This is a genomic window from Bacillus cereus group sp. Bce019, from assembly GCF_051781745.1.
GTDB lineage: Bacteria > Bacillota > Bacilli > Bacillales > Bacillaceae_G > Bacillus_A > Bacillus_A cereus.
The window spans coordinates 271,842-293,850 of sequence record NZ_JBPWJX010000004.1; the positions used below are offsets into that span (position 1 = coordinate 271,842).

The window sequence follows — 22,009 nt, forward strand, 5'->3', positions numbered from 1 at the left end:
AGAGGTGGATATAAATGCCTTGGGTAGAGGAAACATTAAGACACGATAATTTTTTAGATGATATGTTTGATAAAGTATTTAGAAGATTTAAAGATAAATCAGGTAATTACTGGTGGCAGAATTTTAACAATCAAGTTTCAAAAGTAGATCTATATAAAATTACTTTTGAAAAAGGGTTATTTGTAAAAGGAGAAGAGGGATATCTAACCCCTTTTGAATCTCGAGAAGGTATGTTATGCATCACTCGGCATATGATTATGCGTAGGTGGGATAATGAGTATTTAGCATTCGCACAGTCAACAGGGGCTGTAAAAATTAACACTAAAGATATTCCTAGAGAAAAAGAAGGTTTCTTAGAATGGATTTCTAATTTTTATAGAAAATCTGTAGACTATACAACTGTTTATTCATACACACTAGACACATATGCTGGATATACGCATTATGTATCACCTAGTGGTGAACTTGCCCCAGTTACTATCATGAGTGAAAATCATGGTTTGGATATATTTAGGGATAGCATGGATATAGAGTACTACGGTGAGGATGAATACTATGAAAGTATGAAACAATCACCGATTATTACCATGCAATTAAAAGGAGATACAGGTGATTTAGTTGCCTCCATAGGGAAATTAAATTATCGAACTAATACGAATTGGTGGGGGGACTCTTTAATTCAGTTAAAAGGTGTATTTGATGAGACAAGTGCATTTTTCACATTAAAAGTAGATTCGGCTCCTAGCTGGGAAAATAATATGGTGACTTTAATTCCCTTTTTCTTTGGAAATCTAGTATCTAAAAATACATCTTCGAAAAATGAAACACCAATCGCTATGCTTGGAGGTAGGCAAGTAGGAGAATTTTTTGACTTCGATAGTATAGGGACTAAAACTGAAATTTTACAACCTATCACAAGAAATTATGTAAACCATCCATCAAACGGAGTAGATTCCGTTATGATCAAAAAAACAAAATATGGAGCACGTTATCAAGAACATTTTTTACGTTGGAACGTGCCACCTAATCTAATGCCACCTACTCGTGAAGAATTAAGACTGGTCAAAAATGCACAAGGAACCGAGAAAGAGGAAGAATATGCTCGTAAGTACCCAAGAGCATGGAATTATTTAAGATATGGTTACTATCAATACGATTTTCATGCATCTAGGTATAGTAATAAGATTCATACATCTCGCGCAACAGTCATGCATCCTGAAGATGGTGTATTAGGGTATATTCCTAATATCGTACTTTTGCCCGTTATTAATGTTTCTGAAGGTGAGAAATTAGTGTTCCCTTATTGGTGTGAAGAATGTAATGAATCTCAATATCAACCTGAGGTACCTAAAGAATCTACTAAATTAGAGTGGGGAATTGTTAAGAGTACAAGCAAACTGAATAATCTTCATGTGAATTTAGGAGATTCAACCAATAATTCTAATTCCAATTCTGATAAAGGTAATAAATTTTCTTATTATTGCGATGGATCAGTAAAGGCACAAGCAGTAGATGATACTTATTGGAATCCCTCTGTTATTACGCAAGATTATTTGGTTAACAGCACAGATGGTATTGGAAAGGAATTAAGCAAATCGTTCTGGGAGGGGCGAAATGATTGGTTAGATTATTTACAGGAGCCTCAAAGTCAATATCATTTGGATAACTCTAAAATAAAAATTGAAGATTTTCATAAATTTTTATGGAAAACTTTAAAAGATATTAAAGATGAAGGTTATAGTTTACAAGATAAATGGCTAGATTTTAACGAGTGGGGAAAGGCAAATTTACCTTGTTTAAATGAATTGCAAAAAGCCTCAGTATTTATGTCGGCTAAACTCAATAAACCTGTCTTATTTTTCCCAGGTTCAGAGGGGTTTTTAAAGGGCGATATTTTAGATAAAATGCTTCCTTTCATTAAGAAAGTACCAAGTGTTATATATGATTGGATTGACTTTAATAATGTATTTATTGAAAACGAAGATGATACGGGTCTTGTTGGAGCTTGGGTAATGGATAGTTTTGCTACAGCCATGCATAGTAATGGGAAAAAGGAAAATATTTTATCTTCTTTTCGTTCTTTAGTTAACTTTGAACCTCAGGTGCTGCTTTATAATATTTCAGCTGCCAAGGCACATCGCCCATATGACTATATAAAACCTAACCTGGGTTTTGGCAGTCATGTTGTTGATGGAGAATATAAAGCATATTATTTACCGGATATGACTGATGATAATTATATACCTTATGTTGCCGCAGAAGTAGCTGTACATGAGATGGGTCATGCATTATCTAATTATGGATATGACATATTAGGTGAAAAACTACATGAAATGCAAGAATGGTTAAATATTAGTGGGTGGATCGAGAATATTGATGGTTCATTTAATGAACTAACGAAAAGCTCACCGGGTACAGCGTTAGATAATGGAAAACTTGCTCCGGTATCAGATTATGGATGTTTTAGCCCGGCCGAAGATTTTGCTGAGGCCTTTATGATGTATATCATTAATAGACAATTTTTAGCTAGAAATTTTAAAGATAAACACGATTTTATAGTTAATAAATTAAAAGAAATGGGTATTGATCCAAAACTGTAGGAGGTAAAATATAATGATTCTTAAGATAAAAAGAGGAGAAGATTTTGCCTTTATTGATAATGAAGGTGATATTCAACATAAAGTCAGAGTAAGCGGTAATAATGAATCTCTTGTAAAATCTTTGGATAATATTTTGAATGTTCAAACTGGAATAAGGTTTAGAGGAGAGATTAAGGGGATTCCACATAAATTAATTACAAAGAGCGGAAAAAACCCTCCAACAATCAATAAATCTAATAAATTATATCTTATGGAATATTTTAAAAGAGACTTAGAATTACAAGGCTTTACCGTGGAAATTATAAAAGCGTAGAGGTGATTTTGATATGACATTAACTCCCGTTCCTAATTTATCAGTACCGCAAAATAAAGGGTTTAAAGGAACTGATTCACTACCAATTATACATTCAATTAGATGGAGGCATTTACCATCGAGGTACATTTTTAAAGACGTAGATGACGTAATTACATATCATTCTCATGGGCCACTTACTATAGATATTAACAAGCATGGTGTATCTTATCTTGATGTTTATTTCCTAAAAGATACTGATATCGTTGAAGTAACAGCATATATCAGATTTTTAAGAGAAAAAGATCAGCTTTTAATAGAGGAACCCTATAAAATTGGAGAGGCTGGGGCAGTAATAGCTTTAGAGGATGATGAAGTTAACCATGAATTAAGGAGAGTTAAAGGAATTGCTTTTACGCAAAAAGACCTAGGTGATGGTACACCTATGTACGACTTTATGAATATGTCTAAAGAAGGCATTTATGAAGTCTGGATAAAAGTAATTACAGGGTTAGGAAAAGAAATGCATTTAAGGGTTCCTTTTCAATGGGATAATTTGGTTCCTAGTATTCCTCCAGAAAAAGATGGTCATGATTCTGATGATGCGGGCAAGGATAACAAAAAATCAGAATATAATGATGAATATTACGTGACGATTGTAGAGGGGGACTCAGCTTTTACTAAAAGGCCTTCTACCCATTTTAGAATGGCAGGTATAGGTATGTTAAAAGATGCGGGTTGTTTTAAAAGAATAGAGACTCCTGTATTAGAACCAATTTCAAGGCCTTCAAAAATACAGATTATTAATGACATCCCAATTAGTAGCTGTGGTTTAAATTTAATTACATCACGATTTAATAAGGTAGTAGGAGAGGTTGTTACATTCTCGCTTGTACACACAAATAAATCTGGTATTCTACGCATTGATACGAAATATGATAAGAATGGTTTAAAGAGTCTTGGGAATGGAACGTTTAAAGTTATTAATAAGGGCGTATATAAAATTACATTTATTGTAACGTATAACGATGGACAAGAATGTATAACTGAGGGGACTATTATTGGCGAATTTATTTGTGAATTAAACATTACTGGTCCTTCTTTAAAATCACATGTAGGAGATTCAATTGTTCTTCATTTAGATCATGGACAAAATAGTTCAGCTTCTAATATAGGTGTACTTGTTCAAACCCCTCCTAAAGTCATGCAGACAGGAAATTACACTTTTACTAGTAGTTCACCAGGAGTATATTCAATTAAATTTATCGTTGATTATGGTTTTGGAGTTTGCGAAAAAATAGTGAATATTGAATTTATCTCAAAAAATATTCCCCCTGAAAAACCAGAAGGCGGAGGCGGAAAACCAGAAGGCGAAGGCGGAAAACCAGAAGGCGAAGGTGGAAAGCCAGAAGGCGGAGGCGGAAAACCAGAAGGTGAAGGTGGAAAACCAGAAGGCGAAGGCGGAAAACCAGAAGGTGAAGGTGGAAAACCAGAAGGTGAGGGTGGAAAGCCAGAAGGCGAAGGTGAGAAACCAGGTAAAAATGTACTAAAATGCGGACAAACGGCACAGGGTGGCATGGGATATGGGGAATATATTCATGCTGTAAGTGAAGAGGGCATCTGCTATGTGGAATATGATTTCTTCTCTGCACCAGATAGAATGCGAGTATTTGTTAATAATGAATTGATTTATGATACTTCACGTAAAATGGATAAAGAAGGAAGCCCATTTGGTTTTTATTATAAACCTGATGATGGGGAATTAAGAGTAGTAATGAATGATGGCCAAGATAAAGGGAGCAGGTGGAGTTATACCCTGTATTGTGGAAGTAGTGTACCTTCGGATGTAAAGCTAAAAGCTAAAATTATTAATTAGACATGAGTGTTGTTAACAGAATAAAAAGACTACTTATAATGAATTTAAGTAATTAGTTGCAACTTATTACCTACTCATAACGATAACTAAGTTGCAGAATAAGGGCGGGTAAAATCTCGTCCTTAATTAATAGAAAGAGAGGTGTAGAAATGCCGTATATTGATAGCACACCTGCACTTTCCCCTTATAAGGTTCGTGAAGGTAACTTACAACACGGTTTTATGGATTTACTGATTAAACACGGCTGGACCAAAGTAGTAGAGTTTAAAAAAGCTGTAACAGGGTCTTATTATGTTACAGATCATCCTTTAGAAGGGAGGCATGATGAAAAATTTACAGTTGCCAATCATATTATTCTACGTAATGCACGAGGTGATTTGTTTGGTTTTGCTGTAGTTGCAGATTGGAAGGAGTTTACTGCTCATGATAAAGGGATTCCATATTACAATGCTTTTAAATCAACAGCTACTGAAAAAGAGGCCCTTATTAACTATATGGCCAAAGAATTTGAAAAAAGAAAAGTAAATACATCTCTTTATTTTTATATGTTGGAAAAATTACCAGATGTAAAAGAGGGAGATAAATTATTTACCCCATGGGGAACGGGCTCTAGTGCAGATGAAAAACGACTTCAAATGGCTTTAGATATTGAAGTTACACAAATTGATTTTAAATCTACAAGTGCTGGTTCAGAATTTGTAAAACAAGCGAATCCTGTTGTGATGCAGTCGCCTATTGTAGAGTCATCTCTACGTTCACCATTACTTGAAAATATTGATTACCCTTATATGCATACAAATTGGTGGGTTGATTCGGAAATTAATATTAAAGGACATATTGACAGTAATAGTCTTTTCTTAATTATCCAAACGGATAATACACCAATGTGGGAAAATAATGTCGTACCTATTGTACCGATTTACTTTGGCGATATTGAAGCAATAGATGAAGGTGATCCTGCTATCGCATTATTCGCAGGAACTGTTCCAAAAGGTACTGATACAAATGTCGTTGCTGCTTATAACTTTGATGATATTAAGATTAAAGGTGGGCGTCAAATTATGCCTGTCCTGAAAAAATATCCTTCTAATCCATCTAATGGTGTTGACTCTGTAATGGTGAGTCGTACTAAATTAGGTTCTCGTTATCAAAGTTATTACTTGTCTTGGAATGCACCTGCACAAGATATGCCTCCTAAGCGTGTATCTGAAGTAGGTAATAAACAATACCCACGAGCATGGGAACGAATTAATAATTATCAATTCAATCCTTCACGTTATTCGGATAAAGTACAAACTTCATTTATTTATCTGATTCATCCAGAAGAAGGAGTAAGAGGATATTTAAAGAACTCTGTAGGATTTAATTCAATTAATATGGGATCTAGTGAATTAAGAATTCGTCAAGAGAGTTGTCCAGAAAAGGTTTTTGATGTATATCAGTGTGTCCCAGTTAGTGCAATTTCACCACTAACGAAGCGACCATCCACACAATTTCGACCAATGGGATTAGGGTTGTACAAAGAAGCACTAAATACTTCTAAGAAACCAGTAGCGAATAAGACTCTAGTTAATGTTTCTAACCTAAAAGCTACAAATCCACAAGAAGGAACTGTATTACTTACTTGGACAAATCCGAATGATATGGAGCTCTCAACGGTTAACATCTTCGTAAATGGTATGAAGTATGCAACAGGTGTCACTGAAGTAGAATCATATACTATTAAAAATGTGACAAAAGGAAATGGTGTAAAAATTAAACTAGTTTCTGTAGACATGAAAGGTAATGAATCTGCAGGTATTGAAGTATCTGTGAACGTAATGTAGTAATGCAACTTACATGTTATGAAAGAAAGGTACCTACCTATAATATACATGACATAGAAGAATTGCTATTTATAAAAATAATTAACCTATTATTAAAATAAAATGATGAAGTGGGTGATGAGATGCCATATATTGATTCAACTCCTCAGGATTATCCCTCTAAGTTTGAAGAAGATAACTTGCAGGACGTATTTGCACAAATGTTAATTGATAACGGTTGGACGTTAGTGAGGAACTTTTATAAAGCTGCGGTAGATACTAGGGCGTACAATCGCCGAACGGATCAAGTCAATTATGCAATTGCAAGACATACCATTTTTAGAAATGCAGATGGGAAATTGCTAGGTTTTGCGACAATTAGCCAATTCCCTCTTAAGTACAAGTATGAAAAAAAACAGCCTATTCGTAGACCTCACGATGATACCGATCCTAATGATCCTAACTTTAAAATGAAGCCTACTTGGGATGAATGGATTAAACAAAAGTATGTAGATAATACAACAAGAACAAACTTGTATTTCTATATGTTAGAGAAGTTACCAAACTCTAATCTTGTTAAAGAAGATGGTATTGTTTCTATCGTTACTATGCCAGGTATGGGTGGTACATCCTTTGAGCAAGACAGAGATAGGGATAGAGATGACTGGTCTAAGTGGTGGTATGAGTATTTTGAAGGAAACTACCATGTAGAAGATAGAGACTACGATCCAGAAGACTTAATTTATGAAGAAAAATTATTATCAGCTTCTCCTTTCCATGTAATACGTTCAGCACTAGATATTGAAGTGTTAGAAACACGTTGGGATACTGATATGCAAGAAGCGGTAATTGAAAAAGCTGATCCTCGTGTAATGCAGTCACCAATTGTTAAGACTACATTGCGCGCTGAATTTTTAGAGCATATAAACGATCCTTTATGGCATACGAACTGGTGGACAGATTCAGAAGTTCGTGTCAAAGGTCATATTGATAGCACAACATTTTTCCTAGTTCTTCAAGCTGATACAGCCCCTGTTTGGGAGAAGAATTTGGTTCCGACTATACCGCTATATTTCGGTAAAGTAAATTCTTTAGATGGAGATAAAGATGAAGGCTATGCATTATTTTCAGGAACTATTCCACCTGTAAAACGTGTGGATTCAACTAGAAAAGAAACTACATTTTCTTGGCGGAAAATTATGCCTGGAGATACAATCCTTTATGTCAATGATGCAACGAAATTACCTGAGGCACCAGCGTTGTTAACGATTAATGGTACAGAGGTAGTTAAACTAATTGAGAAAAAAGGTAACTATTTAACTGTTGAACGTGCGCAACTAGGAACATTCATGCGTGCACCTTATTGGGACACAGGTGCGACAATTGCTCGTCTATCGACTAACAACGCTAGCAAACGAGTGAAGAATGAAGATGTAGTATCTTTATTTGATTTTGATGATCCTGGCGCAACTGTTGGTGAAACAATTTATCCTTTACTTAAATTGTATCCACATCATTCTTCAAATGGTGTAGATTCTGTAATGGTTTCCCGTTCAAGATTTGGTGCACGTTATCAGGCTCACTATCTCTCATGGAACGCACCTTCGAACCAGCTACCACCAAATAGAGTAGATGAAATTGGTAAGAAATATCCGAGAGCATATAATCCTGTTGAAAAAACTAACAATTATAAATATCAATTTAATACTTCCCGATACTCAGATAAAGTACACTCCTCTCGAATTTATGTAGTTCATCCTGAAGAGGGTGTGAGGGGGTATTTAGATAAAGCAATTGGTTTTAACTCACAAGGAATGAGTGCAACGAACTTACGTGTTGCAAAACAAAACTGTCCGGAAAAAGTTTATGAAATGTATAAACCACATAGTATAGGTGCGGTATCTCCTCTAACGAAGCTACCTGTTACACCTTTCCGTCCTGTAGGTTTGGGGATTTATTCTGAGGACTTTAATCCAAATGAAGTTCCTCACGACATTAAGAATGATAAAACTCCTCCAGGAGAAGTGAAGATTACTAAAGTATTAAGTCCAATATCACAGACTATTGATGTAGAATTTGAACTTCCTACAGATAAGGATTTAAAGCATGTCAATATCTACTTAGATGGTAAGATCTATGCTACTGGAATTACTGGAACAACTTATTACAGATTAATGGGATTAAACACAGGATTTAAACCTGAGATCAAAATTACTACGGTGGATTCAGCCGGTAACGAATCTGTAGGTATTACTGCAACACCTATAGAGGTTTCTTAATAAATATAGAAGGGGTGACCAATATGTCATTAATTAATACAGATGGATTTTTCGATGTAGATTTGTCCGTGCAACTTCTACCTTTAGATTTAGAGAAGTTGTTTAATGCGGGAGGATGGAGTACTTTAGGGAAATACCGTGCGGTATCGCCTTTAACAGATGCAAATGGAAAGAAGGATTCATACCGAAAAACTTTTGCTGAAACTTTTCTATTTGAATCGAAAGGTAGCGATAAACAACATCGCTACTTTGGATTCACCACAGGTTATGGTGGAAATGTGAGAAAGCTTGGAGAGGAACCTGTAATTTCAAAAGATACATTTTTAGGTGAAATGAAGGATGTAACTCCTAGTGGGGCCAAAAAAACAAAGACAGTATTTGAATTTATGGTTAAACCAGTTATTCCTTCTAGTGTAATTTTATATCGTGAAGATGGTTCAATGATTGACCAAGCTACAACAAAGTATTTAATAGATGGAGAGAAAGGGACTGTAACATTCAATGATAGTCAAGTAGGTAAGGTTCTTTCTACATACTCGCTTACAGATAATGCTCCAGATCTAGTAAAACGCTTATGGTTCTTTACGTTTGAAGGATTTATCCCTACTCGATTTATTTTACGTTCTGAACGCCCTGACTTGGCTGAGCTAGAAGACAAAAAAGGTGGAGTATTTAGCTTTAAAATGAAGAAAGGGAACCAACGTATCCGCGAGAATTCATATAAGTTCTATGATAAATTAACTGGAACAGTACCCCTTGATTCCGCTGATTATACTGTGGACCATGAGGCCGGTACAGTAACGTTTTCAGGAGGAACTGAGCCGTTAGCATTATTCGCTGACTATGAATTAGAATATGTAAAAGATGCAAACGGTAGTTATGGAGATATTGAAGTAAATAAGTTTAATCCGCAAGTTCCAACAGAACTTATGGGGGCCGCTTATGATGCAGTTCGCTTTGTTTATCCTTCATTACCAACAGCCGTATCGTTTATTCCGCAAAATGATATCGGTTTAGGATGGGGACGAGATTCTCAAGTTTATTATTGGGGAAATATTACAAAGGACCGTATCGTTTCTTACTTCCGTTTAGATCCTGCGCCGGATCCTGAAAGTACGTTCTTTGCACCATTATATATTGGACGTCTATCGACAATTGGTAAGACTCCTCGAATGAATAATGTAATTATTGGTGGAGCTCGTTCTGATGATGAGATTCAATATAAAGCGGGCATGAAATTAGGACGTAGTGTAGTTGACTATGGTGTAAATACATCTAATGGTAATAGTTCTGTACTTGTACAGCGAACTGTTGGCGGGGCAATGTATCAAAAACATTACTTAGCATTTATTACTCATGATGCTGACGTAGATCCAAGCCATGAGTCTCGTTTTAATCCGTCTGTATATTCTAATAAATATCACATTTCGCCAATGTATATTGTTCATCCTTCTGATGGTTATGTGGGTAGACTAGATGAAGTTTATGCAATTCATCCAAAAAATATCTCACAATTAGATGAACTAGAAGTAAAAGAACGATCTGAAAACGAGCAAGTAGGTACAGGAGATGGAGCAATCAAAGAGTTTCATTTATTCCATAGACCTACAATCGATGATGAATTTGAAGTTCGCTTAGTAAGTTCAACTGGATGTAATACGTTAACTAAAGCGAATTATGTTGAATATAAAGCAGATACACCTCCAGCTGCTGGGAAATTTACAGTAGATGGTTCTACCAAACGATTAATTTTGGGTGATGCTCCAAAAGATCGCGTAGAAGTGATTGTTTCTTATAATTACGCCCAAACATATCGTTACACTTTAGCAGATACACCTAGAACACCTTTCCGTTTAGCGAACATGACTCCATATGCTCCTATTGGACTTGGTTTCTTAAAAGAAAATTTATAATAACCGCAACTAAGTCATGACTTGTACCGAATACTACGGTGCAAGTCTTACTTTGTCGAAAGGTGGGTGGTGGAAAATGAGTAACAGTAAGCATTATTTACTCAGTTTCACTACCCTTTTTTATAATAAAAAGGGATATGTATTCAGGTTCAATCGTCATCAAAATGTACCTAATCTAGATGTTGTCCCATTGGCTTTTGATCCTTGGAATAGGTATAGTGCGTTAGCTTTAGATGATATGAAAATGGGTACAAAAGTGAAACGAGCGGCTGGTGCGATGCACTCTGTATTAGCTGATTACAAAACTATATTTGAAGGCTCCAATTTAAATTTAGAAAAAGGTAGTCTTATTTATATAGCGGAGGTAGGAGAAGCATTAACTAGAGGGGATAAAAGTGCACGACAAGGGGATTTAATAGAAATAACAGAGAATAAGGATTTTTACGCTTATTTTGGAGAAGTTATTAGTCAAATTAATACAAATCTAGTTAAGAAACTAAACAAATATGACTTGAAATCTAGTAAAAAGTCGATGATTCATACAGAAACTCCATTTGAATATAAAAGTAGTAATAAGAGGGTTTATAGTGAAAGGAATTCATATGATTTCGGCTTTTTGAAAGAGTTAATTGGAGAAAATATTAGTTTAGAACTACTCGAGTTATTACCGAGTTTTGGTCATAATCAAGTAAAAGAATTAGCAGATGTATTATTTAAAAGTGGGCAAATTAATACGGAAGAAAGATTGCTAACCTTACAATATGGCGAGAAAGTTGTAGAAATAGCAAAAGCCAATTTTTTAAAAGTGGTTTTGAATGCTCTCTATAGCCAATTGGATAAGGGGAACAAATTAAGTGAATTTGGGAAAGAGCCCAATAAGATTGAGAACTTTAAAGTTATTTTTACAAGTTATCCTGATGAAGGAATATTAAAAGGAAAAGATACACCAATTCAAGGCGTTCTGAATTTAGGAGATATAGGTGAATCCTATAAAGGAATTTTAGGTTTTCTGCAAAAGCATGAAATGAGTAATGGAAATAAGCTGTTATCAAGTAAGGTTGCAAATACTGAAACAGGATCTTTAATTGCATTAGAAGGAAACGTTTCTCAGGATAGTAGAGGGAATTATCATTTATATGGATTAGTCCCATTTGATGTATATGAGGCGTATATTGAACCTAAAATTTACGAGGGTGTGTCTCATATAGCTACATTAAGTGAAGCGAGTGAAGTCTATAGATTAATGAATCAGAAAGCTTCATTAGATGAAACACGAAACGTACATGATGTAATTATTCAGGGTTTAGGTGCAGGTAAGAATATTTCAGACGGAAGAGTAGATTCAATGACAGTACCAAGGGCAAATGTGAATTATACTTTGAATGATTTTAGTCAGTACATTGGTAGTACCTCTTTCAGGTCTGTAAAACAGCTAATTCATAGAATGGAAGATAGTAAATCTTATCAGTATACGAAGAATAGTGAGAAATTTATCATTGCAGATAAGTATAAAAATGTTCAAAATAATTTATCAGGATTCGAATTAGGTCAGGTTTACCATTCTGGTTCTGAGTCACTGGATATGGAAAAAACACAAAGCAAATCATTTAAGTATGGATTTGAAGATTCAGTATTAAATAGTAATTTTAGTAGTCATTATCAAGCGAATGTTACTACTTTATTGGATAGCACAGAATTTATTCGTGAAGCAGAAAAGTTAAATCTACTTAGTGGAGATAGAAATTACCAAGTTGGTGAAAAGGTTGTTATAAATTCCGGTGAAACATTCCAGATTCAAAATGGCCATTTGAATAATTTAGAGAATGGTGCTAATCGTTTTGCTTTTAAAGGGGAATTAATAGCTACAGAACAGGCCTTTAGCAATGAGGATATGATAGATGTTGAACTTAACGAGTTAAATACAATGCAAACTCACTCTTTATTAAAGGACGCTAAAATAGATGGTTTTTCTTCAAGTGTGTTGGAACAATGTGAAGATGTAGTGGTTACACATGTAGTAAAAAAGAGTGAAAAGAAAAAAACAAATGAAACAAAAATTGAACAAAATATTTCTGTTAAAAATAGTGTAGCTGATTATGAGATAACTATAGAAAATGAAATTAAGTATCATCTAGATAAAGAATTTGACACATTTATTTCAACAACTACCTTAAGTGATCAAAGAGAAATCGTAGTTGATATTTCGAATGACTATGGAGATTTTGGGGAGATAGAGAAGAATTTAGAACTTTATGTAGAAGAACAAAGTGTAGTAAATAAACCCGAAAAGAACATGGAAATTCAGCAAGACACACTAATCAATTCAAAACTTGAAAAGATATTTGAATCTTATATTCAAGATAGTAATGTAGTAAATCAATTGAAACAAGAAGAAGAAATAAATTTAGTGAATTTTTTAGATGCTAAAAGTGAAAAGGTATTGAATGCTGATGTATCAACCAACATGATAGCAGATGATATACAGAGAGAAGAAAAAGCTCATGTTGATAATCTAATTGGATTGGAATTAGAAAATATAGTTGAAACCTATATTCAAAATAACGATTCAGCAGCGCTTGCAGAACGAGAAGAAGAGCTCAATGAAATATATCTAATTGATGCTGTTCTAGATAATACAAGAGACTTGTATTTATTAGATAGTAGTAGAGCGAATCAAACTGATCATAAAGAACAGGTATATATTGAGAAGTTAGTTAGTTCGAAGCATGAAAAGATATTAGAAACGTATGTGCAAAGCGGTAATATGGCAGAACAAAATGAAATTAGAAAAGAAACGCTAGAGACGTATGTACAAAATATTAATAAAGCAAAACGAATGAACGAAGAAGAACTACATGTCGAGAAGCTACTAAGCACTAATTTTGAAAAAACGTTAGAAACGTATGCGCAAAGTGATGAGATAGCAGAACAAATTGAATACGAAGAAGAAACAGCTGTAGAAAAACTGTTAGGCATGAATCTGGAAGAAACGCTAGAAATGCATGTGCAAAGTATGGATAGATTGGATCAATTACAATGTGAAGAAGAACTACATGTCGATAAACCACTAAGTATGAATTTGGAGAAAACACTAGAAACGTATGTGCAAAGTGGTGAGATAGCAGAACAAATCGAAAGCGAAGAAGAAACAACAGTAGAGAAATTGTTAGGCATGAATCTGGAAGAAACGTTAGAAATGCATGTGCAAAGTATGGATAGATTAGACCAATTACAACGTGAAGAAGAACTGCATGTCGATAAACCGCTAAGTATGAATTTGGAGAAAACACTAGAAACGTATGTGCAAAATGGTGAGATAGCAGACCAAATTGAACGCAAAGAAGAATTACACGTCGATAAATTACTAGATATGAATCTGGAAGATACGCTAGAAGTGTATATGCAAAGTGACGATAGAGCATTTCAAAATCTTCGTGAAGAGGAAAATTACCTCATTAATCTAAGTACAGCAAAATCTGATGGGATAATTGATAGTGTTGTCTATAAGGAAAATACAATGTCAAATATGGCTGAAAAAGACAATGGTATTCTATTGGATTATGTATCAGAAGGTATAGTAGGAGAGACTTATGAAACGTTAATAGAAGAGGTAGAACCATTAATTATTCATAAAGAATATGAAACAATGATACAAGATGTAGAAAGCGCATTAAGTGGAAGTGAAATCCACGTTGCAGTAGAAAAAAAACATTTAGCTCATCTGTTTAACATATTTGATATTGAAATGAACAATCAAGTTCTAACCAATGTAGGGAAAGAAAAGGATGCTACCATTGAAGATACAGTTTCAGGTAATCAAACAAATGAAATTGGAGTTGTAGTTACTGATGGGGCTCTTATGAGTTTGGGGGATACTTATGAGTCAATTATTGATCCTACTATTAAAGGTGAAATGGGTGCAACTATAGACACTGTAGTTATAGATGCGAATTTAGCAGATCACCATGCATCAAATGAAGTGGATATTGCAACAATTGAATTCGTAAATAGTGGTAATGATAGAGAAACAACATTAGAAGAAATAGAGTTTGCAGGTTCAGAAAGTAATTTCGAAACTACTATAAATCACTATGATTTTGCGAGTAATAGTCAAGAAACAGATTCAATTATAAACAATAATGAAATGGCAATTTCGGGAATTCATGTAGATACAGAGGTGGAAGAAAGTACCTTAGCAGAATGTAATGTATTCTTAGATGTTATCCAAGAACAATTTGATAAAACAATATTACGTAAAAATAGAAAAATGACAATAGAAGATGAAATGCAAACAGAACAGGTAAATAAGAAGAAAATAAGGATTTTCCAAGAAGAAGAGGGAAGTTCAAGTAATGAAACTATAATGATACTGGATGAAGAAGAACAGATAAACATTAATTCTGCTTCAAATATCACAATAGATAGTGAAACTACAACGAAAAAATTAATATCAAATACAATGTCTATAGAAGATGAGAAATTGTTAAATATTAATAAAGGGAATTATGGATTTATTGATGAAATTGATGAGGGAATGCATTCGAATTCAAATATAATTTCTATAGAAAATGAAATGGATTTAAATATTGAAAGACAGCATGAAATGAATGTAATTGATGAAGATGATACAGGTATAGGATTACCTGAACCAGATAAGCCATGGGATGAAAAAGAAAAGGATAAAGTATGGCTCATTATGGGTAAACCATTCCCTGCATGGAATGGTTGGAATATCAAGAAGACGCGATAGGAGGAAGTTACTATTGAGCATTCATAGGGTTCAGACTGGACTTATTTTTGACGATAATTTTGAAACACTTGATTCACGTTGGATCGTATCCCCTACTGACTCTTATACGTACAGTGATTCTGATAAACAATTAGTACTTAAACACAACTCTACTGATAGAAGTACAAATGCTCTTTTTTCTCTTCCTCAAAATGAAGATGAATTGTTACTACAAGTGCATTCGAACTATACACCAAAATATTTGGGAGATGAAGGTGGACTTGTTATTTGGAAGAATGCTCTTGAGAAAGTTGAGTTTTTGGAAAGTGAAGATAGCATTTATGAGAATACCTATAATATTTGGAGAACAGTAAAAAAACAAAATCTGTGGACCTTTTTTGCAGAGCGAGGAAATGCGTGGGAGCTATTTGACTCAACAATTTGTATCGATCCAGCTATGGCTGGAGTTGTATTAAAAGGTACGCCAAGGGATGGGTATACACCCCTTATTGTAGAAAGGGTTATCCTGTGTAAGGGTACCAATATTAGTGTTGGTAATTTAAATAGCTTTTATAAAGTTGAGTTAATTGATTATGAAAGAAATGTTGTAACTACTCAAATAGTACCAGATGGATATTCAGGTATAGATATTGAATTACCTACCATTCCTTTTAAGGGGAAAATCAGAGTTTACGATAAGGGTGAGACTGGTGAGTATGTTTTAATAGATGAACAAAAAGAATACGCTGAAATGTACGGAGGAGATCTGTTTTTAAGAGGTACAAACTTAAAAGTCAAATGGAAAGGTCAAGAGTTAAGTGAAACAAAAGCTACACATTTAGGAGCACTGAAAAGTGACATAATTGAACAAAAATTGACTGTCTTAAACGATACTTCGGGAAATGTAGCAGAGAATATTGAAATTCAGATTGCTGTTTATAAAAAAGAGTTTGGCTGGGAATGGTGTGATCTTGCCACAGACAACAACGGTTCTCCTAATCAATATGAAGATACAACAATACGTATAGGAACGTTACATGAAGGAGAATCAAAGGATTTTTGGGTGAGAATTGCTAGGGTCGATACAACCGACCCTGAAAAAATAAAACAACAGATGAGACCTTCACACTTCTTCTTGGAAATAAGAAACGAATAAGGGGTGGCTAAATGGGAACAAGAATGAAGCTCCATAGATATAGTCCTATCACAAAAGATTGGGATGAAATATTACACCTTGTTGATCAGGATTTCGTGAAAACATATGGTACATCAAATCCTATTTTACCAGTTGGTCATACTTATGAACCAAATAAAGGGTTATTAAAAGTGTATTATAATGGCCGGCGTTTACTAAGCGGAGTTGATTATATTGAGTTGGATGATTATCACATCCATTTAGGTGTAGGTTCAAAAAATGAAGAGCGTTCTATACAGCTACAAATTGGTGATGAGGTGTACATAGAAGTCTATAAAAACCAATATTGTAGTAGGGGGCAAGCTACTATTAGTGGAACGCAATTTTATGACTTACAAAAAGAAGTATATGATGCTAGGCAATTCAGAGAGAGTGATAAGCCTCATATTTCATTAGATGCACGTTTAGATGAAATACAACGCCAGTTAGAATTGGTGTACGGTGGAAATTCTAGTGTAGATATAGATTATGAATATAACGAAAGAGGTCAAATTATTCGTGAAATTATCACGGGAGATCATACTATTATTCGAGAGTTTACGTATTATGAGAACGAGGCACCTATGGTAAAGGGTGAATTGAAAACAGAGACTGTATATTATACAGATGGTCTTGGAAGTCTATCTCAACAGGTTACAAGGGAATTTTCATATGATCCTGCAACTAGAAGACTATTAAAGACAACAGTACGAGGGGATAGCTAAGTCTATCCCTTTGTTAATTTCTAATGGAAAGTTCTTATAATGAAAGTGCATACCTCGATTTATAAGGAGGATAAATTTATGGATTTTATTGCTTACAATAGAGCGCATCTCAATAACAGGCGTATACGGAAGCTTGACGATAAAGTGATGGTATTTGTTGTGCCATCTATTGTACAAGTAGGTATTGTTCGTACAGAATTACGCTTCCCTTATGAGGGAGAGTTAATTGATGCGTATGTAACGTGCGGCACAATGGGAGAATCAAAAACGTGTATTGACATTGAAAGATGCAGTCAAAGTTCATATGATACAAGACCTATTTGGCATAGCATTCTTGCTGATGAACTTGTTATTGATGGAAAGAGCAAATCTAATCGTACGTCCTCTACACCATATTCTTTTAAACCATCACAACTAGCTGTTAATCGTGATGATCACTTTAGAATCAATATCAAAGAGGTAGGTAAGGGCGTAAAGGATATTACTGTAGAGTTGGTAGTTGAATTAGCTCTCGAAGAATAATAAATAATTCATCACAACTTTATAAAGAGATGTAGCGATAATTAAAGTGTAAATAAAAATTAGGAGGTCATTTATATGCCAGCACCACAAGTGAATTGGAGAAAACAAGACAACTCAGGAGCTGTACCGTCTTGGAATATTGGGACCATTGATGCAGGAACACCTTCCTCTGATTTTGGAGTATTAATTTGGAATAACTTTGCGGGAACAACAGATCTATCTACTATGACAAACTGTACTATTACGACAAAAGATAGTGCAGGTGGTAACACAGGTGAATTGGTAACAAATAAATGGGTCGAGGTGACTGTTGCATCCGCAGGCGAAACGGGTCGTACACCTATTGGAGGTAATTCTACTCATCCAATCCAGGCGGGAGGAAATTCAACGAATACTGATGGTACGTTTTCTCCAAATGCAAATGAAATTTTAGGTGTTAAAAATGATGGTAATAAAACGAATGCAAAAGGTAACTATGCAGAAGTTATCCTTCGTGCCAATGTTCCAGGTAACGCGACAGCAGGAAACGTAGCATTCTTAACACGTGTTGCATATCAGTACGTATAAAAAATAGTTACTTCAATGCAATGAGGTAGGGGGAAGCAAATTGATTTTACAAAATGATAAATATACACATTCTCCTGTGGCACAGGATTTTATCTGGGTGGCTGAGTATCCTGACGGTACTCATCTCCCAGAATTTGATTTTAATACAAAAGAAGAGAATAGCTTTTATAAGATTGATAGAAATAAGCTTTTCAGATTCGGGTTAATTGGTCATGGTAATAAAATTTATTTTGAACGTGATGGTATTTTCAGTATAGCAGGTCATCGCATTCAGTTCTTTTATGAGTTTGATGGAAAAACTATACCTTTAAATGGCGATTTTAAGTATGACATTAACGATATTATCACATTTAAAGATGCAGAAGCATCAGGACTTGTAGCTGGTTTTCAGGGAAACGGAATGTTATCGAATCGTATCACTCATTACAGCTTAGGTTATAAAACGAATATTAATGTAGAAGGTATTAACTTTCATTTTAAGCCCATTGTAAAACTTCCACTTAATCAACCTGCCATGATTAATTTACGAATGGTAGCTGATCAGAAATTAGATGGAAAAGTGATTATAGTAAATAATGGACGAGTAGCTTTTGAAACTAAAGCGCCTCTTGAACCTAATATAGGTGGTGAATTGAATTGGATCATTCAGTAAAGTTAACAAGAGATCAACTTCTAAATATCCTTTATGGTACGTCTTATAACATGGATGGGAGTGTAGTAAAAGATACTGAAACGATTCGAAACTACACAATAGAAGTTATAGATAAGAAAGTTCACTTAAAAACATTTAATATACCAGTTCAAATCTTAGTAGAAAACGAATGGTGTGATATTGAAAATGTAGTAAGTGATGAAGATTTAAATCTAGTATATTCAACATTTCAAGAAGTTCATCTGGACAGTGAAATTATTTTAGATACAGATGATCCGACAGGTATTTCTGTACGAAGTCGTGAACGAGTTCGCGATTTATCTAATTTAATCTCTGAAGCAGGTATTGTTTTGCCGAGGGAATTTACTTGGGTAGACGGGGCATCTGAAACAAGTGGCGTTATTATTTTACCACAAGATGACTACGACAAAGTATTTATTGCTACTGATCCGGACAAAGATGGAAATCCTTTAATTGTCTTTATTAAACAAAAGACAGAAAAGGATCAAGAAAGACCATACTTTGTAAAAGAAAAAGGTAAGACATATATATATGTTGACCATTTCTCTGGTGGAGGGGGAACACAATCTAGTCCCTATTTAGTTGAGGATGAAAAGGATTTAAATAATGTCCGAAGTAACTTAGGTGCTTACTACACGCAAACAAAGGATATTATTATGACTAGTTATCAAACTGGTTCTGGTTTTGCTCCAATTACTAGCTTTAAAGGTTATTATGATGGTGCGGGATATGATATTAAAGATTTATATATTAATCGTACCCAATCTAATGTGGGTTTGTTTGGTGAACAAACCGGGGGGACTATTAAGCGTGTTCGATTAGTTAATGTAAATATTGTGGCCAACGGATCAATGGTAGGTGCTTTAGTAGGAAAGTCTGATGGAGATGTTGAAGATTGTGCCGTAATTTCGGGAACAGTTAAAAATGAGGGGAGCTCTGCTCAATATACAGGTGGCTTAGTTGGTTACCAAAATGCAGGGAGAATTGTAAGAAGCTATAGTCATGCGGATGTGATGTCTTCAGGTAATAACTGTGGTGGTTTTTTAGGAATTGTTAATGGTGGATCTGTATCTCAATGTTTCTCAACAGGTTCTGTTACTGATTTAACAGTTGCTAAAAATGCTTCGTATCATGGGGGGTTTGTAGGTTCAGGAAGCAGCATATATTCTTGCTATTACAATCTTACAAAACAAGGCGGAGTAGCTAAAGGTGGAGGCACTGCACTTAATGAAGCAGACATGAAAAAAGCTTCTTCATACTCGTTTGATTATCAGAATTATTGGCATATTGGCGATTATAAAGTTAATAAAGGATATCCTGAGAATAGGAAGTTTATTAAGTATAGGAAAGGTAAAGGTACTTCAAATGATCCGTTCCTCATTTATAATCAATTTGATTTAGAACAAGTCCGTCATTTCGCGGACAAACATTTTCGTATGGAAAATGATATTATACTGAACTATCCCAAATCGGGTCCTGGTTGGCTTCCAATTGGAGATGGCATGACTAATCATGAAACTGGTTGGTGGGCTAATAGCTTCGAAGGGACGTTGGACGGTAACAATAAAGCTATAGGTGGGCTTTATATGCGTAGACGTTCTACTTCTAAATGTGGAATGTTCGAAACATTATCAACTAATGCAGTTGTTAAGGATCTTATAATTATTGATGTTGATATGGAAGTAGGAAACCATTGTGGTATTATCGCAGGTTCCATGAATAAAGCAAAATTACTTAATGTGAGTGTAAGGATGTTTAATTCTTTTTCATACAAGACTTTTTCTAGTGCAAGTGATGGAAATGGTTCAGGTGGTTTAGTAGGTTTGGCAACTAACGATGCGGTTATTGATAATTGTCTATTTGATGCACCAATACAGCAACAAAGCGGTTACTTTGGTGGTATAGTTGGCTGTGTAGATATGAAAGCTACTATTTCTAATTGTACTGTTTCAGGAATTTTTGATCAAGTCAGTGGATATATGGGAGGAATTATTGGAAATATAGCTTATACAACTTATTCAAATTCTTCCAATCAACTGATAAAGATAAATGATTGTGTGGTCCATGCAGATATGAGTAAGGCAAGTGCTGGGGGGACTATAGCTGCAATTCACTATAGAAAAGATGATTACTATAACAGTGATACTGCTAGAAAAGGTGTATGGAATGTCAATATTTCCCGAGTCATTATTACGGGTACTGCTTCTGCTTCTAATTTATTAAGAGCGGAAGCAGATCGTGTTTATAGTGGACAAGCAATAGACCTATCATATTACTTCAGTAGTAGTTGGCAAGTTAGTAACAGTTTTTATAATAAGAATAAGGTGTCAGCCAGCACGTATTACAATTTTCAAGCCAAATATACACCAGAAATTCGACATCCTTCCACTTACAATGCCTATGATTTTGTAAATACTTGGACGTTTGATGAAAAAAATCGAGATGGAGATCCGGTACTAATTAAACACATTCCACCAAAATTACCAATACTAGGTTTTAGGAATGAAATAGGCCTGTATTATACTGATGAAGCCGGTAACATACTAAGATACTTAGAGTATGGGACACTGGTAGCTGGTAGTACCTCAGAAGCTTATCCCATATGGCTGCAGAATAATGCTGATTTCCCTGTTAAGGATATGAAAGTTTGGGTCGATCCACCTACAGTAAAACCAGGTATTACAGTCCAACTAAGTTTATCAAACAATCCTTTCGTACCTGTAAGTGAAATACCTTTCTCTGGAACTATACCTATTGGAGATGCTAGACAGTTTTATATTAGGTTTTTGTCCGAAGTTACAGTTACAGAGGGTGGTACATTTGATATGAAGGCAAAAGCAAGTCCTGCTTAATG

The 22,009-nt window shown here is 34.7% G+C and carries 13 protein-coding genes; all 13 read left to right on the plus strand.

Going from position 1 to position 22,009, the window contains the following annotated elements:
- Window positions 1–14: 14 nt before the first annotated feature.
- The 13 genes from ACS2QP_RS09710 to ACS2QP_RS09770 all read left to right on the plus strand — a co-directional run bounded on the left by ACS2QP_RS09710 (window position 15) and on the right by ACS2QP_RS09770 (window position 22,007).
- Window positions 15–2,600: a hypothetical protein gene (locus ACS2QP_RS09710; RefSeq protein WP_438882362.1), complete on the plus strand. Its 2,586-nt coding sequence runs from the start codon at window positions 15–17 to the stop codon at window positions 2,598–2,600.
- 13 nt (window positions 2,601–2,613) lie between these two features.
- Window positions 2,614–2,913: a hypothetical protein gene (locus tag ACS2QP_RS09715; protein WP_000601025.1), complete on the plus strand. Its 300-nt coding sequence runs from the start codon at window positions 2,614–2,616 to the stop codon at window positions 2,911–2,913.
- A 13-nt stretch (window positions 2,914–2,926) separates the two neighbouring features.
- Window positions 2,927–4,768: a hypothetical protein gene (locus ACS2QP_RS09720; RefSeq protein ID WP_438882363.1), complete on the plus strand. Its 1,842-nt coding sequence runs from the start codon at window positions 2,927–2,929 to the stop codon at window positions 4,766–4,768.
- Between the two features lie 149 nt (window positions 4,769–4,917).
- A complete protein-coding gene (locus ACS2QP_RS09725; RefSeq protein WP_438882364.1) occupies window positions 4,918–6,594 on the plus strand; it encodes a hypothetical protein in 1,677 nt (558 codons plus the stop codon).
- Between the two features lie 122 nt (window positions 6,595–6,716).
- Window positions 6,717–8,852, plus strand: a complete 2,136-nt coding sequence (locus ACS2QP_RS09730; protein WP_001146342.1) for a hypothetical protein — start codon at window positions 6,717–6,719, stop codon at window positions 8,850–8,852.
- Window positions 8,853–8,875: 23 nt separating this feature from the next.
- Entirely contained in the window at window positions 8,876–10,765 is a 1,890-nt protein-coding gene (locus ACS2QP_RS09735; RefSeq protein ID WP_000052791.1) for a hypothetical protein, read from the plus strand.
- Between the two features lie 76 nt (window positions 10,766–10,841).
- The gene (locus ACS2QP_RS09740; RefSeq protein ID WP_438882365.1) at window positions 10,842–15,515 is read left to right on the plus strand and encodes a hypothetical protein; all 4,674 of its coding nucleotides are present in this window, start codon (window positions 10,842–10,844) and stop codon (window positions 15,513–15,515) included.
- A 13-nt stretch (window positions 15,516–15,528) separates the two neighbouring features.
- Complete coding sequence (locus ACS2QP_RS09745; protein ID WP_000022193.1) at window positions 15,529–16,650, plus strand: hypothetical protein; 1,122 nt, start codon at window positions 15,529–15,531, stop codon at window positions 16,648–16,650.
- A gap of 11 nt (window positions 16,651–16,661) precedes the next feature.
- Window positions 16,662–17,393 (plus strand): hypothetical protein, encoded by a 732-nt coding sequence (locus ACS2QP_RS09750; protein WP_000537240.1) that lies wholly within the window; start codon window positions 16,662–16,664, stop codon window positions 17,391–17,393.
- 78 nt (window positions 17,394–17,471) lie between these two features.
- Window positions 17,472–17,915 carry a hypothetical protein gene (locus ACS2QP_RS09755; protein WP_000345536.1) on the plus strand — a complete coding sequence of 148 codons (444 nt, stop codon included), beginning with the start codon at window positions 17,472–17,474 and terminating at the stop codon, window positions 17,913–17,915.
- A gap of 75 nt (window positions 17,916–17,990) precedes the next feature.
- A complete protein-coding gene (locus ACS2QP_RS09760; protein ID WP_149215459.1) occupies window positions 17,991–18,482 on the plus strand; it encodes a hypothetical protein in 492 nt (163 codons plus the stop codon).
- 40 nt (window positions 18,483–18,522) lie between these two features.
- The gene (locus tag ACS2QP_RS09765; RefSeq protein ID WP_000602965.1) at window positions 18,523–19,134 is read left to right on the plus strand and encodes a hypothetical protein; all 612 of its coding nucleotides are present in this window, start codon (window positions 18,523–18,525) and stop codon (window positions 19,132–19,134) included.
- A complete protein-coding gene (locus ACS2QP_RS09770; protein WP_097999164.1) occupies window positions 19,119–22,007 on the plus strand; it encodes a halomucin in 2,889 nt (962 codons plus the stop codon). The genes ACS2QP_RS09765 and ACS2QP_RS09770 overlap by 16 nt, the downstream gene beginning before the upstream one ends.
- Window positions 22,008–22,009: the final 2 nt, after the last annotated feature.